A 16794-nucleotide genomic window follows, 5' to 3' on the forward strand; every position below is an offset into this window, starting at 1 on the left:
ACGCCGCTCCGTTATGCAGCCACAGCCGCCGCCAAATCGGAGTGGGCTGCTACGGCGCCTTCCGGGACACGCGCTGAGTCCGGATGGTTTCGGCTTGGTCGAGCAAGGGTCCGACCTCAGAGGGGCCACGCGAACATCCTGAGCACGATTCAACGACCGGGGTCAGAAGTCTGAGCTGCGCGATCGTCTGACTGTCAGCCTCGTTCGCCGCGCCCTGTAGAATGAGCTCCTCAGCCGCGAGAAGTCTGCCTCCCTCGTTGGGGCCTCGGAGAACCTGCCGGATCAGGTCCAGTCTCTGCGCGTCAGCCAACGCCTTGATCGCGGCGCCCCCAGGCGTTTCGCCGTCGCCCTTGCCGCACGACCTCGCGAAGACGAGCGGCGCGAACCTCGACGTCAGTGTTTCGTACGCCTGCCGCAAGGCGAACGGAACCTCTGTTGACTTGACCTTTCCGAGGAGTCGCGCCCGCTCCGCGTCCGCTCTTTCGACCACGTCTGGGAACGTCCCTTCTGCCTGGAGCCGATCGCCCCGTACCGTGAGCTTCACCACGTGCCGTTCGTATTCGGGCAGCGCTGCCGACCACGTCTCCTTTTCTCCGCCGCAACTTGCGACCCACCCGAGCGTTTTGCCGGAGTAGAAAGCAACTGTGAAGCCGCAGCCGAGGCTGGCACCAGCCGCGCGCCAGCTGCGAGTGCTCGTCCCAAGAGCGTCCTTTTGTGACTCGCGCGAGAACTTCCCGTCGAGCAATTCCGTCGCGGCCTGCACTGGATCCGCTGAAGCTAGCACCTGCTCCAATCGCTTGATCGCAACCACATCGTAGGCCAGACGAGTCGGGTCGAGCCCGTTCGCGAGCGCTCGCTCGCGTAGGTCTTCCGCTTCGATCTCCACGTCGGCTGGCAGACCGCGGGACTCCCCTCGCGTGTCAAGTCTCCACTTCGTGTATCCCGCACCTGCGACGCAAAGAGTCCCGAGGGCGCCGATCACTGCATTGCGCAAGCGCCCCATTCCCGGAATGATATTACCTCCGCGGGGACGATGCACATCCCGCGAATTACCCCGCTTGCGCGCACTGCATAACTCACGTTGCACCCGCCGAACGCCAGTCTTTCCGACTTCACCGTCCGTTCCGCTTCCGCGGGCGAACATTCTGATGCGGCACTCGCCCGCGTCTGTTGCGCCTCGCGGACCCGCGACTTGACGCTCGGCGTTCGCGGGTGAACGTGTGTCTCGTTATGCGGCCGGACCCATCGGCGTCCACCATGGCGTGTTTCCAAAAGTTCAGACCAGTAATCCCAATCGGGAGCGTTCTCGCTCTCTGCGCGTGCTCCGCCAACGACCCTCCAGCTGACCCCAAGCCGTGCTCGCTCGCGGTCGAGTTCACCGGCGGGCTGACGGCGAACGTGCACCATTCCAAGGCCGACGGGGTGCTCAGCTGCGCCGCAGGCACTGCCAAGGTCGATACGTCGACGCGGACCATGTTAATCCTCGGCGGCAACATCAACCTCCACTTAGAACTTGAGCTCCAGGAGATTTTGCCTGGACAGACTGGACCGGCCTTTCCCACCACCGTCCGACTCGACCTCTTCTTCGAAGGCCGAACCTGGACCGGCCTTGACTGTGCGACGCGCATCGACCGTCAGGTTCTGGATGTCACAGACGAAGACTCGGTTTCCTATTGGCTCTCCGGGAGCACCACGTGTTTAACCCCTCCCGCTCCAGACTCCGGCCTTCCGAGCGACAACCTCGCGATGTCGCCGATCACGTTCACCGGTTTCGGATTGTGGTTCCTGTGACTCTCGCCTCATAACTGGACGTTGCACCCGCCGAACGCCGGTCTGGCCTTGCCCCACCGTCCGTCCCGCGCCCGCGGGCGCCCAATGTTCGGCGGCACGCGCCCGCGGCTGTAGCGCCGCGCGGTCTGCTAGGATGTGCCTGGCGTTCGCGGGTGAACGCCGCTCCGTTATCCCACCGTCGCACCTCCGCCCAGGGGCAGCGCTGCCAAGACAACGGCGCCCGGACCGCTGTTGAAGTTGGAAGTCTCTCGCGCGTTCCCACACGTCTCGACAAGACCCAGCCGTCGTCGCGCTGGAAGCGATGCCGACTGACACGGCGCTGCATCCGCGGCCCCACGTGCCGCGACGACCACAGCGCCCTCGAAGAAGTCCAAGTCGACGCGGAGTTTCGAGTCCTCGAGGCCGACCTTCGCCGAACCCAGGCCACTGTCCCAGGAATCACCGCGATTTCCTCCGTGGCATAACTCGACGTTGCACCCGCCGAACGCCGGTCTGGCCTTGCCCAAGCGCCCGTTCCACGACCGCGGGCGACCACTCTGTCTTCGGCACTCGCCCGCGGCTGTAGCGCCTCGCGCTCTGCTAAGATGATCTCCGGCGTTCGCGGGTGAACGCGATTCGTTATCCCACCGTCGCACCTTCGCCCAGGGGCAGCGCTTCCAAGACCACAGCGCCGTGCCGGCGGTTGAAGTTGAAAGTCTCTCGCGCGTTCCCATACGTTTCGACAAGCCCCAACCGTCGTCGCGCTCGAGGCGATGGCGACTGACACCGCGCTGCATCCGTGGCCCCAAGCGCCGCGACGACTACAGCGCCTTCGAAGAAATCCAAGTCGAGGCGGAGCTCCGAGTCCTCGGGCCCGCGCTTCGCCGAACCCAGGCCACTGTCCCAGGAATCACCGCAATTTCCTCCGTGGCATAACTCGACGTTTCACCCGCCGAACGCCGTCTCGCCGTGCCCAACCGTCCGTTCTGATTTCGCGGGCGAACACACTGTCTTCGGCACTCGCCCGCGCTGCACCGCCCCGCGCTCTGCTAAGATCATCTCCGGCGTTCGCGGGTGAACGTCATCCCGTTATCCAGCCGCAGTATTTCGCGCTGTTGTGCAGCGCCGCCAAGACCACGACGCCCTGCCCGCGGTTGAAGTCGAACGTCTCTCACGCGTTCCCACGCGTCTCGCGCACCCCGGAGCTCGTGCCGCTCGATGCGAAGCCACCGGCGGCGAGCCGGCGCTGCTCGCGGCCCATCGCGCTATCGCCCATTTCACCGTCGGGATCCGTCGATGCACGGACCTTCACCGCCGATTTTCAACGCTGTCTAACTCGACGTTGCACCCGCCGAACGCCGGCTGTGCCGAGTTTCACCGTCCGTTCCGCGCCGGCGGGCGACCACTCTGTCTTCGGCACTCGCCCGCCTCTGCAGCGCCTTGCCCTCTGCTAAACTCTTCGCCGGCGTTCGCGGGTGAACGCCGTTCGTTATCCCACCGTCGCACCTCCGCCCAGGGGCAGCGCTGCCAAGACAACGGCGCCCGGACCGCTGTTGAAGTTGGAAGTCTCTCGCGCGTTCCCACACGTCTCGACAAGACCCAACCGTCGTCGCGCTGGAAGCGATGGCGACTGACACGGCGCTGCGTCCGCGGCCCCACGTGCCGCGACGACCACAGCGCCCTCGAAGAAGTCCAAGTCGAGGCGGAGTTTCGAGTCCTCGAGGCCGACCTTCGCCGAACCCAGGCCGCTGTCCCAGGAATCACCGCGATTTCCTCCGTGGCATAACTCGACGTTGCACCCGCCGAACGCCGGTCTGGCCTTGCCCAAGCGCCCGTTCCACGACCGCGAGCGACCACTCTGTCTTCGGCACTCGCCCGCGGCTGTAGCGCCTCGCGCTCTGCTAAGATGATCTCCGGCGTTCGCGGGTGAACGCGATTCGTTATTCGGACTCGGGTGAGACCGATCCTCTGAGCCTTTGATCGTGACGCCACCTGGCGAGCACACTGCCCAAGAGCTGGAACATGAACGCAGACGTGAGCCACGTCCTCGAGTACGCGTTCCACTGCGCTCCTCCCCAACCGAACACCCGGAACCCGGCCCCGATCATGATCGGCACAGCCGCCCATGCGACGATCACCGCGACCTGTTTTCTACGCACTCTGTAGCGCTCCAGCGCCATGACCGCCCACCACCCGAGCGGCAGCCCCAGCACTGCCGCTGCGGCAACCAACCACGGCGGACGTGGCCTGTACCCGGCGCATGCAAAGACGATGACGAGCATCAGCCACCAGGCGAGCCCACGCTGTCCTCTGGTCGCCGCCATCTGCCGTGGGCCAAGTCTACCCCCGGCAACCGGCGTGACGCCGCATAACTCACGTTCCACCCGCCGAACGCCGGTCTTGCCGACTTCACCGTCCGTTCCGCTTCCGCGGGCGAACATTCTGATGCGGCACTCGCCCGCGTCTGTTGCGCCTTGCCGACTGACGACTTGACGCTCGGCGTTCGCGGGTGAACGTGTGTCTCGTTATACAGCCGCACTTTGCCGCGCTGATATGCAGCGCCGCCAAGACCACGGCGCCTTGTTGACGGCTGGGGTCGAACGTCTCTCACGCGTTCCCACACGTCTCGATCAGCCCCGAGCTCGTGCCGCTGGTGGCGGTGCCGCCGGGGACGTACCGGCGCCGCTCGCGGTCCATCACGCTTTCGCCCGTTTCACCGTCGGGATCCGTCGATGCACGGACCTTCACCGCCGATTTTCAACGCTGTCTAACTCGACGTTGCACCCGCCGAACGCCGGCCATGCCGAGTTTCACCGTCCGTTCCGCGCCGGCGGGCGAACACCCTGTCTTCGGCACTCGCCCGCCTCTGCAGCGCCTCGCGCTCTGCTAAGATCATCTCCGGCGTTCGCGGGTGAACGCCGTTCGTTATACAGCCGCACTTTGGCGCGCTGTTGTGCAGCGCCGGCGACCCACGGCGCCTTGCCCGCGGTTGAAGTTCGAAAGTCACTCGCGCGTTCCCACGCGTCTCGCGCACCCCGGAGCTCGTGCCGCTCGAGACGGTGCCACCGGTGGCGTACCGGCGCTGCTCGCGGCCCATGGCGCTTTGGCCAGAATCACCGTCAGGAACCGACGAAGCACGGAACTTCACCGTCGATTTTCAACGCTGTCTAACTCGACGTTGCACCCGCCGAACGCCGGTAGTGGCGAGTTTCACCGTCCGTTCCGCGCCGGCGGGCGACCACTCTGTCTTCGGCACTCGCCCGCCTCTGCAGCGCCTCGCGCTCTGCTAAGATTATCTCCGGCGTTCGCGGGTGAACGCCGTTCGTTATACCGCTGTCTTCTCACCGGACAGCATCACACAAGACCACGGCGCCGTGCCCGCAGTTCTCTCGACCCTGCGGTCTCAGAGTTCCTCCGCTTCAAACCAGCGCGGCCCAAGAGCACAGCGCCGTGTCGCCGGTCGAGGTCGAAAGTCGCTCACGCGTCCGGTCGCGCCTTGCCGAGCCCCGCGCGTCGTCGCGCTCGAGAACGAGCCGGCTGTTGAACGAGCCGCGCTGGGACCAAGACAACGGCGCCTTGCCGCCTGAACCGATCGACCAGAAGACGGGCGAGCTGTCGCGGAGCTCCGAGATCATGAAGCCTCGGCACGCTGCGACGCCAACCGTCGCTGCTCCCCGAACAACCGTGGTTCCACCACGGTATAACTCGCGTTCCACCCGCCGAACGCGCGCCTTCCCGACTTCACCGTCCGTCCCGCGGCGGCCGGCGCCCAATTTTCAACGGCACGCGCCGGCCTCGAAAATGCCCCGCGCTCTGTTACGATGATCTCGCGCGTTCGCGGGTGAACGCGTGTCTCGTTATTCGGCCAATGAGGACCATGCCACGGCACTGCAACGCGCTTCTGCTCGCCGTCCTTGCGACTGCCGTGGAGGCCTGCACCGTGCAGTCTGGTGAGACAGACACCGACTGCCCCTCGCATTCCGTCACACTCGACGCGGCGGCGACGGGCTTTTCCAAGGTCGGCGAGTGGCGCCACGACGACGTCTGCCTTCAATACTGCACCGACCCTCACGAGGCGTGCACCCTGGTGACTGCCACGACGGTCAAGTGCCAGGTGCCCTGCGGCTAGCGCTGCGACCGGTTTCAACCTCACCTCGCGAGTGCCGCATAACTCGACGTTGCACCCGCCGAACGCCGTGATGGCGTGTTTCACCGTCCGTTCCGCGTCGCGGGCGCTCTCACTGTCTGCGGCATTGCGCCCGCTCAGCTGCGCCTCGCGGTCTGATAAGATGATGCTCGGCGTTCGCGGGTGAACGCCGTTCGTTATACCGCTGTCTCCTGACCGGAAACGATCACGCAAGACCACCGCGCCGAGCCTGCTGTTCTCTCGACCCTGCGGTCTCAGAGTTCCTCCGCTTCGAACCAGCGCGGCCCAAGACCACAGCGGTTTGCCCGCGGTTGATGATGGAAGTCTCTCACGCGGCCGGTCGCGCCATGCCGACCCCGACCGTGGTCGCGCTCGAGGACGAGCCGGCTGTTGAGCAGCCGCGCTGGGACCAAGACAACGGCGCCTTGCCGACTGAACCGATCGACCAGAAGACGGGCGAGCTGTCGCGGAGCTCCGAGATCACGGCGTCGCGGCGCGCTGCGACGCCAACGGTCGCTGCTCCCCGAACAACCGTGGTTCCACCACGGTATAACTCGCGTTCCACCCGCCGAACGCGCGCCTTGCTCTTTTCACCGTCCGTTCCGCGGCGGCCGGCGCCCAATTTTCAACGGCACGCGCCGGCCTCGAAAATGCCCCGCGCTCTGTTACGATGATCTCGCGCGTTCGCGGGTGAACGTGTGTCTCGTTATTCGGCCTTCACACGCCAGGGGGCGGCTTGTCAAAGTACCTCACCAAGCAAGTGAGGGCGCCTTGGTCGAGTGAGAGTTCGAAGTCCGCAACCTTCCCAGGTTCTGGCTTGACCTCCACAGTGCAGCTGCCGTGCTCGTCCGTGAACGTCAGCACGCATACTGGTGTCGCGGACGTGAAGCAGCCGAAACAGGTTCCGCCACCGTTGTCGCACCGCGGGTGCTCGCAGTCCCCGGTGGCGACGATGGCGCTCGACTTCAAGTAGATCTCTGTGCTGGTGCGGTCGACGCTGTACCCCAGCTCGCAATCGGGCCAATCGTCCTCGGAGTCTTCACTGCAACCGGCGACGCACGCGAGACACGTGGCACATGCCACGATCCCCCAAACGCCGCGAGAGGCCACTGACTAACGATAGCATGCACCGGCCCAACTGCTCCTGCCCAAAGCCAACCACCCGAGACTCGTGCGCGTGCCAAAGCGCGACGACCGCCGCATAACTCACGTTGCACCCGCCGAACGCCAGCCCTGCCGACTTCACCGTCCGTTCCGCTTCCGCGGGCGAACATTCTGATGCGGCACTCGCCCGCGTCTGCAGCGCCTTGCCGACTGACGACTTGACGCTCGGCGTTCGCGGGTGAACGTGGTTCCGTTATCCCGCTGTCTTCTCACCGGACAGCATCACGCAAGACCACGGCGCCGTACCCGCTGTTCTCTTGACCCTGCGGGGCCAGAGTTCCTCCGCTTCAACCAGCGCGGCCCAAGACCACGGCGCCTTGCGCACGGTTGGCGCTGAAAGTCGCTCACGCATCCGGTCGCGCCTTGCCAAGCCCCGCCCGTCGTTGCGCTCGAGAACGAGCCGGCTGTTGAAGTGGCCGCGCTGCAACCAAGACCAGGGCGCCTTGCCGACTGAACCGATCGACCAGAAGACGGGCGAGCTGTCGCGGAGCTCCGAGATCATGGCGTCGCGGCGCGCTGCGACGCCAACGGTCGCTGCTCCCCGAACAACCGTGGTTCCACCACGGTATAACTCACGTTCCACCCGCCGAACGCGCGCCCGGCGGACTTCACCGTCCGTCCCGCGGCGGCCGGCGCCCAATTTTCAACGGCACGCGCCGGCCTCGAAAATGCCCCGCGCTCTGTTACGATGATCTCGCGCGTTCGCGGGTGAACGTGTGTCTCGTTATACCGCTGTCTCGTGACCGGAAACGATCACGCAAGATCACAGCGCCTTGCCGACTGCCCCTGCCGCCCAGCGGGCTCAGAGTGCTTCGCCCAAGTGCGAAGCGAGACCCCGAAGCGCCTTGCCAACCGCAGCGCGGTGAACAGAAGCCGCGCGAGCGTAGCGTGCGCGTGTGGGCTATTCTGCGATCCAAGTGAAAAGCAGCGTGGCCCTCACAGCGACACCGCTCATGGCGTGCCTCATCGCCACCATCACGTCGGTCCTGTTCATGACAGCGTGCCCGGGTGCTGAGGATTCGCATCGTCCCGGGGCCGATGCTGGATCTGACTCATCGCCAACGAACTGTGATAACGACGAGCAGTGCGGTCCTGGACAGTGCTGCCGGACCGCAGGCCAGTACTGCGCTCCGCGCGTTCCGATTGACCCGGGCGAATCGACCTGCTCGATGTGGGGCGCGGATGGGTATTTCGTCTGTTTCTGTATCCCACCCTCCGCCGAAACTTCGTTGTGTCCCAATTTCCCCGTCCAGCCGCAAGTCTCTGAGAGTTGTTCCCCTCAACCCTATCTGCGCTGCGCCTTGTTGTGTGATTCCGGTCTCTGCGTGTGCGAGACAGAGGGGCCCAAGTTTTTGGGGGACGGGGGTGCAACCGTCGCCAGTTGCCCCCCACCTGATTGGACCGCGTGCAATGCCGATTCTGGCGGGGCCGACTAAGTTGTCGCACGGGTGCGCAGCCGTTCAATCCGGCTCTACCGCGGGCACCGGAGCAATCGATCCGAATCCGAACGGAAGCCGCGCGACCTGGCGCCGAGCTCCGAGCTCACGGCGCCGCCCCGCACGGAAACGCTCACGGTCTCCGCGCCCAGAACAACCGTGGTTCCACCACGGGATAACTCACGTTGCACCCGCCGAACGCCGGCCTTGCGGACTTCACCGTCCGTTCCGCTTCCGCGGGCGACCATTCTGATACGGCACTCGCCCGCGTCTACAGCGCCTTGCCGACTGACGACTTGACGCTCGGCGTTCGCGGGTGAACGTGTGTCTCGTTATACCGCTGTCTTCTGACCGGAAACGATCACGCGAAGACCACGGCGCCTTGCCGACTGTCTTTGCCGCGCTGCGGTCTCAGAGTGCTTCGCCCAAGCGCCACGCGCGGCCCCAAGCGCCTTGCCGACGTGGCGCGGTGAACAGAAGCCGCGCGAGCTGGCGCCGAGCTCCGAGATCACGGCGCCAGGCGAGCTGCAACGCCAACCGTCGCTGCTCCCCGAACAAGCGTGATTCCACCACGGTATAACTCGCGTTCCACCCGCCGAACGCGCGCCTTGCGCTCTTCACCGTCCGTCCCGCGGCGGCCGGCGCCCAATTTTCAACGGCACGCGCCGGCCTCGAAAACGCCCCGCGCTCTGTTACGATGATCTCGCGCGTTCGCGGGTGAACGCGTGTCTCGTTACCCAGCCACACTTTCGCACGCTGTTGTGCAGCGCCGGTAAACAACAGCGCCTTGCCTACGGCTGAAGTTTGTAAGTCTCTCGCGCGTACCCACGCGTCTCGATTCACCCGTAGGTCTTGCCGCTGGCAGCGGTGGCAACAGTAGCGAACCGGCGCTGCTCGCGGTCCATCGCGCTCTGGCCAGAATCACCGTCGGGAGCTGACGAAGACGACAGCGGCGCCCTGCTCTCCGCGCCGCGCTTTTCCCCCAGATTTTCAACGCTGGGTAACTCGACGTTGCACCCGCCGAACGCCGTCGTGCCTTGCCCAACCGTCCGTTCCGATTTCGCGGGCGAACACACTGTCTTCGGCACTCGCCCGCGCTGCACCGCCGCGCGATCTGTTAGGATGTGCCTGGCGTTCGCGGGTGAACGCCGTTCGTTATCCAGGCGCACTTTCGCGCTCTGTTGTGCAGCGCCGCCAAGCCCACGGCGCCTTGCCCGCGGTTGAAGTTCGAAAGTCACTCACGCGTTCCCACGCGTCTCGATCAGCCCCGAGGTCGTGCCGCTGGTGGCCATGCCACTGATGGCGTACCGGCGCTGCTCGCGGCCCATCGCGCTCGGGCCAGAATCACCGTCAGGATCCGACGAAGCACGGAACTTCACCGTCGATTTTCAACGCTGGCTAACTCGACGTTCTGAGGGATCCCCACGAAAACTAGACGGGCACCGGGGGCAACAAGTGCCGGCGCAGAGTGATGAGTGCCGCCAGAAGAGGTGGGAGCAAGGACGCCGGACGAGCGAGTAGCTGTCGGCCGATGAAGAAGGTCGAGAGCACCTCGCGTTTGCGCACTGTGTTGGCCTGCAGGTGCCTGGTCCAGTCCATTGCACGAGCTCCGAGCCCAACGAGCCAGGTGACGAGGGCAGCGAGAGTTCCGACGAGGAGCAGCAGCTCGAGTCGCTTCGCGGTACGGCAGTTCGCGTATCGCAGTCCGAAGCCCCAACGATGGCACTTGAGGTCGCGAAAGGTTTCTTCAATCTGCATGCGCAAGGTGTAAAGCTGCTTGATCCTGCGCTCACTGCCTTGGGTGTGAGGAAGCGATGTCGCGAGCAGCCATGGAGCTCGGTGAAGGCGACGATACATCGCTGCGTTTGGCCCTCTGGGACCGCGGCGCGGGGCGCCCAGCGCGAGGCCTGTACGCCCGGACCAGGTAGAGATGGAAGCGGTAGTGATGGCGCCGCGAGAGCGCGACCTCGCCAACGTAGCGCGCCTTGGTGGTTGCCAGCGGATAGAGCGAGTGGGTGTAACACCAACGCCCCGTCTGCTCACGGAGGTACTTGATCTGGTTTCGAATTCGCCCGACCCAATCCCAACCGTAGGATTCGACTGCGCGAAACCATGGCCCGCGGAAACCTGCGTCCGTGACGATGATCGGTCGACAGTCTTCCGGCAGCACCAGACGCAGCGCCTGCAGGAACTCGCGGTGCGCGCCAGGGCTGTTGTAGCGCTTGAACGGGAACACACGCTCGTAGACAGAAATGGCCCGCCCACCCACTGGAATCGCCGCCTTGAGCATGAGCCATTGGCGCCCGAGCTCGAAGTCCGACCAGTCGACGATGATTACCGGCCGCTTGTTCCCGGCCAAAGCGTTCGAGCCACGGCCCGGTAGATCCGGTCACGCTCGCCCTGTAGGTGTTGATTGCCGAGCAGCCTGTCAACGGCCTTGATCTGATGCTTCACGTGCGCGCGGCCAGCGAGGTTGCGCCCGAGCTGCGTCAGCGAGAGCTTCCCGCCGACCAGGAGAGCCTGGACGACTCGCACGAGTGCCGCGGCGCGTGCCGTGTGCCCGACCACTTCTCGACGCCCAAGCCAGCGTGATAGAACCTGAACGGCGTGCATGTGGATTCTCCGATCGTTGGGGTTGTCGCAAACACCAATTGATCAGAAGTCCGCATGCACGTCGATCCCCCATTTCTCTAGCGATCCGTCACCAAATTCGAGGGGATTCCTCAGCTCGACGTTGCACCCGCCGAACGCCGGCCAGGCCGAGTTTCACCGTCCGTTCCGCGCCGGCGGGCGACCACTCTGTCTTCGGAACTCGCCCGCCTCTGCGGCGCCTCGCGCTCTGCTAAGATCATCTCCGGCGTTCGCGGGTGAACGCCGATCGTTAAACAGCCGAACCATGGCCCTGGGACCGCACGTTCCGGAGTGGGCCCAGCTCCAACAGGCCCTCGCGGCGCTCGCGCACGACGCGTGCGCGACGAGCGCCTCCGTTCTCGACGCTTGGGGCTTGCCTTGGTGCTGCGCGCCGCACCACAACATCGCCGTTGCGAGGGACGCCGCGCGCAGTCTCCGCCGCGCGCTCGCGTCGCTTGATCTTCCACTGCAGCAGGGCGGTTCACTTGATCGCCTCTGTAGCGCCGACGATGCTGGCGTGGCGTACGTTCGCTCCTTCGCCACCGTCTACGTGCTCGTCCTGCGATACGACGCACTGCCGGACCTAACCAGGGCGCGACGCGCGACCCTCCAAGCCCTTCCGCAGATCGAAGCGCTGGTCGAGAAGCTGCCGCCACCGGCGGGCCCAGGTTCAGGGTCGGCCGAGGCCCTTGGCAGCGCTTGAGATACCGCGACGTCGACACCGTTCCTCGCGCTGTCTAACTCGACGTTGCACCCGCCGAACGCCGGTAGTGGCGAGTTTCACCGTCCGTTCCGCGCCGGCGGGCGACCACTCTGTCTTCGGCACTCGCCCGCCTCTGCAGCCCCTCGCGCTCTGCTACGATGGTCTCCGGCGTTCGCGGGTGAACGCCGTTTCGTTATACAGCCTGGGCTGACCGCGATCTCCGACCGGAGCAGCACTTGCCATCCTCCAGTAGACGCATTCTCGTCTCAGCCCGAATCTTCCGACCGTCAACCCAACTGCTGGCTGCGCTCCGGCAGCTCAGGGAGGCTCGCGGCGCAGACGAGATCACTGACGCTTACGATGCGTTCCTTCTAGATCCTGGTCTGGGCCCGCCGACCTACCTTACAAGCGACGGCCGCATCGTGTGGGATGACGACATCTGGGACGTTGCAGGGACACGCGCCGACGCTTTCACCGCGCTCCTCGCTGGAGTGCGGAAGACGGGCCTTTCGGAACTACGCGAGCTAATGCCGCCACGTCCACCAACCTCGTCCGACTGTGCAGAGTGCTCCGCGACCGGCTGGTTTGATGCGCATGGCGCTCTGATAGATGTGAACGGTCGGCCATTCTCGATCGTCTGTTCAAAATGCGCTGGGCTCGGATGGACAGATCCGTCCGTGGTGCTGGACGAGTCGGTGCTCGAGGCTGGGTTACCCTAGCGTGGGATCAGAGCGCACTTCCGCGCGCTGTCTAACTCGACGTTGCACCCGCCGAACGCCGGTCATGGCGTGTTTCACCGTCCGTTCCGCGCCGGCGGGCGACCACTCTGTCTTCGGCACTCGCCCGCCTCTGCGGCGCCCCGCGGTCTGGTACGATGTTCCTGGCGTTCGCGGGTGAACGCCGTTCGTTATCCAGGCGCACTTTCGCGCTCTGTTGTGCAGCGCCGCCAAGCCCACGGCGCCTTGCCCGCGGTTGAAGTTCGAAAGTCACTCACGCGTTCCCACGCGTCTCGATCAGCCCCGAGGTCGTGCCGCTGGTGGCCATGCCACTGATGGCGTACCGGCGCTGCTCGCGGCCCATCGCGCTCGGGCCAGAATCACCGTCAGGATCCGACGAAGCACGGAACTTCACCGTCGATTTTCAACGCTGGCTAACTCGACGTTGCACCCGCCGAACGCCGGCCAGGCCGAGTTTCACCGTCCGTTCCGCGCCGGCGGGCGACCACTCTGTCTTCGGAACTCGCCCGCCTCTGCGGCGCCTCGCGCTCTGCTAAGATCATCTCCGGCGTTCGCGGGTGAACGCCGATCGTTATCCAACCGTCGCACCTTCACCCAAGGGCAGCGCTTCCAAGACCACGGCGCCATGCGGACGGTCGAAGCTGAAAGTCGCTCGCGCGTTCCCACGCGTCTCGACAAGCCCCGACCGTGATCGCGCTCGAGGCGGTGGTGACTGACGCCGCGCTGCATCCGCGGCCCCAAGTGCCGCGCGAACTGTACCGCCGTCGAAGAGTCCCACGGCGACGCCGAGCTCCGAGTCCGTGGCGTCTCGCTCCGTCGTCACCAGGCCACTGTCCCAGAAATCACCGTAATTTCCTCCGTTGGCTAACTCGCCGTTCCACCCGACGAACGCGGTCTTCGCGAGTTTCACCGTCCGTTCCGCGACGGCCGGCGCCCTCTCTGTCTACGGCTTGCGCCGGCCTGCGAAAACGCAGTGCCGTCTGTTACGATGTTCCTCGCGTTCGCGGGTGAACGCGATTCGTTATCCCACCGTCGCACCTTCGCCCAGGGGCAGCGCTGCCAAGACAACGGCGCCCGGACCGCTGTTCAATTTGGAAGTCTCTCGCGCGTTCCCACACGTCTCGACAAGACCCAACCGTCGTCGCGCTGGAAGCGATGGCGACTGACACGGCGCTGCATCCGCGGCCCCATGTGCCGCGACGACCACAGCGCCCTCGAAGAAGTCCAAGTCGAGGCGCAATTTCGAGTCTTCGAGGCCGACCTTCGCCGAACCCGGGCCACTGACCCAGGAATCACCGCGATTTCCTCCGTGGCATAACTCGACGTTGCACCCGCCGAACGCCGGTCTGGCCTTGCCCAAGCGCCCGTTCCACGACCGCGGGCGACCACTCTGTCTTCGGCACTCGCCCGCGGCTGTAGCGCCTCGCGCTCTGCTAAGATGATCTCCGGCGTTCGCGGGTGAACGCGATTCGTTATACAGATCAGGCTTCTCCAACCGGAGAGACAGCGCCGAGCGCGCCAGTACCGCCGCGACGACGGACGACGCTGACGGTCTCTCGCGCATCCGGTCGCGCCTTGCCGACCCCCAACCGTCTTCGCGGCTGAAGCGACGACGACTGCGAACGCAAGCGGCGCTGCATGGGCATCGGAAGCGCCACGCCGAGCAACAGGTCCGAGAAATGCCCAGCACTCAGCACCCGCGCCGGCTGAGCTCGAGTTCCAAGTCCACAGCGCCCCGACTCACGGTGACGCCGGAGTCTCAGTGCCCAGAATCACCGATATTTCAAAGCACTGTATAACTGCCGTTCCACCCGACGAACGCCGGCCTGGCCTTGCCCCACCGTCCGTTCCGCGCCCGCGGGCGACACACTGATGCGGCACGCGCCCGCGTGCGTTCACGCCCCGCGCTCTGTTACGATGTTCCTCGGCGTTCGCGGGTGAACGTCATCTCGTTATACAGCCGCACTTTCGCTCTCTGAAGTGCAGCGCCGCCAAGACCACGGCGCCTTGCCGACGGTCGAAGTTCGAAAGTCACTCGCGTGTTCCCACGCGTCTCGCGCACCCCGGAGCTCGTGCCGCTCGAGACGGAGCCACCGATGGCGAACCGGCGCTGCTCGCGGTCCACGGCGCTTTCGCCAGTTTCACCGTCAGGAACCGACGAAGCACGGAACTTCACCGCCGATTTTCAACGCTGTCTAACTCGACGTTGCACCCGCCGAACGCCGGCTGTGCCGAGTTTCACCGTCCGTTCCGCGCCGGCGGGCGACCACTCTGTCTTCGGCACTCGCCCGCCTCTGCAGCGCTTCGCGCTCTGCTAAGATCATCTCCGGCGTTCGCGGGTGAACGCCGTTCGTTATCCGGACGTTCCAATGCACGTCGACGTGGCGACTATCAACGATCCCGAGGTTCGCGAACTCGCACGAGAGGCCGAAAACTTTCTCACGTCGCACACCTGGTGCCGAAGCGTCGTTGCGGGCCGGCTTGCATTCGCAATTCCTGCGGTGCTCGGCGTGTTTCTTTTCGACATCGTCCCCGCTCAGCCCGAAATCGACGCTACACTCTGGGTCGTCGTCGGCGATGTTCCACCGGCCTATCTGGCTGTGGATCCCGACGCTTCCTGGCAGTCCGCACTGGCCGGCTACGTTGATGAGATGCGGCTCTGGATCGCTGCAGTTCGAGCGGGTACACCCACGACCGACCTAATCCCCGTTGATGCAGAGCCGACCCTCGAGCACGCGGATATGCTCGCGAGCCGCCTCGACTTCATCGAGGCACAGCTCATTGAAGTCCCCCCGGCCTCGATCGAGAGCGCCGGCTAACTCACGTTCCACCCGCCGAACGCCGGTCGTGTCGACTTCACCGTCCGTTCCGCGCCCGCGGGCGAACATTCTGATGCGGCACTCGCCCGCGTCTGCAGCGCCTTGCCGACTGACGACTTGACGCTCGGCGTTCGCGGGTGAACGTGTGTCTCGTTATCCCACCGTCGCACCTTCGCCCAGGGGCAGCGCTGCCAAGGCCACGGCGCCCGGACCGCTGTTGAAGTTGGAGGTCTCTCGCGCGTTCCCACGCGTCTCGACAAGCCCCAACCGTCGTCGCGCTCGAGGCGATGGCGACTGACACCGCGCTACATCCGCGGCCCCACACGCCGCGACGACCACGGCGCCCTCGAAGAAGTCCAAGTCGAGGCGGAGCTCCGAGTCCTCGACGCCGACCTTCGCCGAACCCAGCCCACTGTCCCAGGAATCACCGCGATTTCCTCCGTGGCATAACTCGACGTTGCACCCGCCGAACGCCGTCTTGCCTTGCCCAACCGTCCGTTCCGCGTCGCGGGCGACACTCTGATACGGCACACGCCCGCTCTCCGGCGCCTCGCGCTCTGCTACGATGTTCCTGGCGTTCGCGGGTGAACGCCGTTCGTTATTCGGCCGACGGCAATTGGCTGCAACTCGGGTCGCCCAGCCTCTGGCAAAGGTGGCGGAGCATTCTGCGGTTGGGCTCGTTGAACGCTCTCCCCGCCTGCCAATGTCTCTTCAGGTTCTCCTTGACCCTCACCATCTTCTTCACTTCGCCGAGCCCCGCATCAAGGCCCTGGTCGCGAATAGCACGACGCGCCTCCATCTCCTCCTCAAGCTCGCGCTCGTCCGGGCTGGGTGAAGGGGCTCGCTCATCAAAGTCCACGGCGTCCTCGCCCGCTGCAGGGCTCGTCGGGATGCGCGCGGGTGTCTGCGCCGTCTTCATCAAGCCGACCGTGGCCGCCACCCCAAGGGCAATCACGACAAGCATTGCGATCGTGAGGACGCGAGCCCGAACCATTGGGTCACTCGAAATGATACGCCGTGCGACATGATGTCGCGATCGCCCCGAAACGCCGCATAACTCGACGTTCCACCCGCCGAACGCCGGCCAGGCGAGTTTCACCGTCCGTTCCGCGTCGCGGGCGCGCTCACTGTCTGCGGCACTGCGCCCGCTCTGCAGCGCCTCGCCGTCTGCTACGATGATCTCCGGCGTTCGCGGGTGAACGCGAATTCGTTATCCGGCCGAGGACCGCCATCACCGCCGTGGCTCGCCGTGCTTCACACTCGCCCTACCGGCACCGGCGTCAAGCTCGGCTAGTTGTCCATGGTGAGCCGGTCATCACAGTCTACGTCTGGGCGAGTTGGCTCGCGGCGGTTGGTTTCACCGCAATCCTGTTCGTCGCGACTGGAC

General features: G+C 65.4%; 9 protein-coding genes. 5 read left to right on the forward strand and 4 right to left on the reverse strand.

Going from position 1 to position 16794, the window contains the following annotated elements; translation table 11 throughout:
- Window positions 1-49 precede the first annotated feature (49 nt).
- The gene (locus tag HS104_03190; GenBank protein ID MBE7478984.1) at window positions 50-1003 is read right to left on the reverse strand and encodes a hypothetical protein; all 954 of its coding nucleotides are present in this window, start codon (window positions 1001-1003) and stop codon (window positions 50-52) included.
- A gap of 395 nt (window positions 1004-1398) precedes the next feature.
- Between HS104_03190 and HS104_03195 the strand changes: the two genes are divergently transcribed.
- Window positions 1399-1791, forward strand: coding sequence for a hypothetical protein (locus HS104_03195; GenBank protein MBE7478985.1), 393 nt, complete (start codon window positions 1399-1401; stop codon window positions 1789-1791).
- Window positions 1792-4377: 2586 nt separating this feature from the next.
- Here HS104_03195 and HS104_03200 read toward each other — a convergent pair.
- Window positions 4378-4518 carry a hypothetical protein gene (locus HS104_03200; protein MBE7478986.1) on the reverse strand — a complete coding sequence of 47 codons (141 nt, stop codon included), beginning with the start codon at window positions 4516-4518 and terminating at the stop codon, window positions 4378-4380.
- Between the two features lie 1120 nt (window positions 4519-5638).
- Here HS104_03200 and HS104_03205 point away from each other — a divergent pair.
- Window positions 5639-5899: a hypothetical protein gene (locus tag HS104_03205; GenBank protein MBE7478987.1), complete on the forward strand. Its 261-nt coding sequence runs from the start codon at window positions 5639-5641 to the stop codon at window positions 5897-5899.
- A gap of 4049 nt (window positions 5900-9948) precedes the next feature.
- On the opposite strand, the gene HS104_03210 is transcribed toward HS104_03205, so the two are convergent.
- The gene (locus HS104_03210) at window positions 9949-10560 is read right to left on the reverse strand and encodes a transposase (protein MBE7478988.1); all 612 of its coding nucleotides are present in this window, start codon (window positions 10558-10560) and stop codon (window positions 9949-9951) included.
- Window positions 10561-10923: 363 nt separating this feature from the next.
- Between HS104_03210 and HS104_03215 the strand changes: the two genes are divergently transcribed.
- From HS104_03215 to HS104_03225, 3 genes are all read left to right on the forward strand, one after another.
- Window positions 10924-11109, forward strand: coding sequence for a hypothetical protein (locus HS104_03215; GenBank protein ID MBE7478989.1), 186 nt, complete (start codon window positions 10924-10926; stop codon window positions 11107-11109).
- Between the two features lie 304 nt (window positions 11110-11413).
- Window positions 11414-11851 carry a hypothetical protein gene (locus tag HS104_03220; GenBank protein ID MBE7478990.1) on the forward strand — a complete coding sequence of 146 codons (438 nt, stop codon included), beginning with the start codon at window positions 11414-11416 and terminating at the stop codon, window positions 11849-11851.
- A gap of 3106 nt (window positions 11852-14957) precedes the next feature.
- Window positions 14958-15407: a hypothetical protein gene (locus HS104_03225; GenBank protein MBE7478991.1), complete on the forward strand. Its 450-nt coding sequence runs from the start codon at window positions 14958-14960 to the stop codon at window positions 15405-15407.
- Between the two features lie 598 nt (window positions 15408-16005).
- Here HS104_03225 and HS104_03230 read toward each other — a convergent pair.
- The gene (locus tag HS104_03230; GenBank protein ID MBE7478992.1) at window positions 16006-16506 is read right to left on the reverse strand and encodes a hypothetical protein; all 501 of its coding nucleotides are present in this window, start codon (window positions 16504-16506) and stop codon (window positions 16006-16008) included.
- Window positions 16507-16794 lie beyond the last annotated feature (288 nt).

Source organism: Polyangiaceae bacterium (genome assembly GCA_015075635.1).
Taxonomy (GTDB): domain Bacteria; phylum Myxococcota_A; class Polyangia; order Polyangiales; family Polyangiaceae; genus JADJKB01.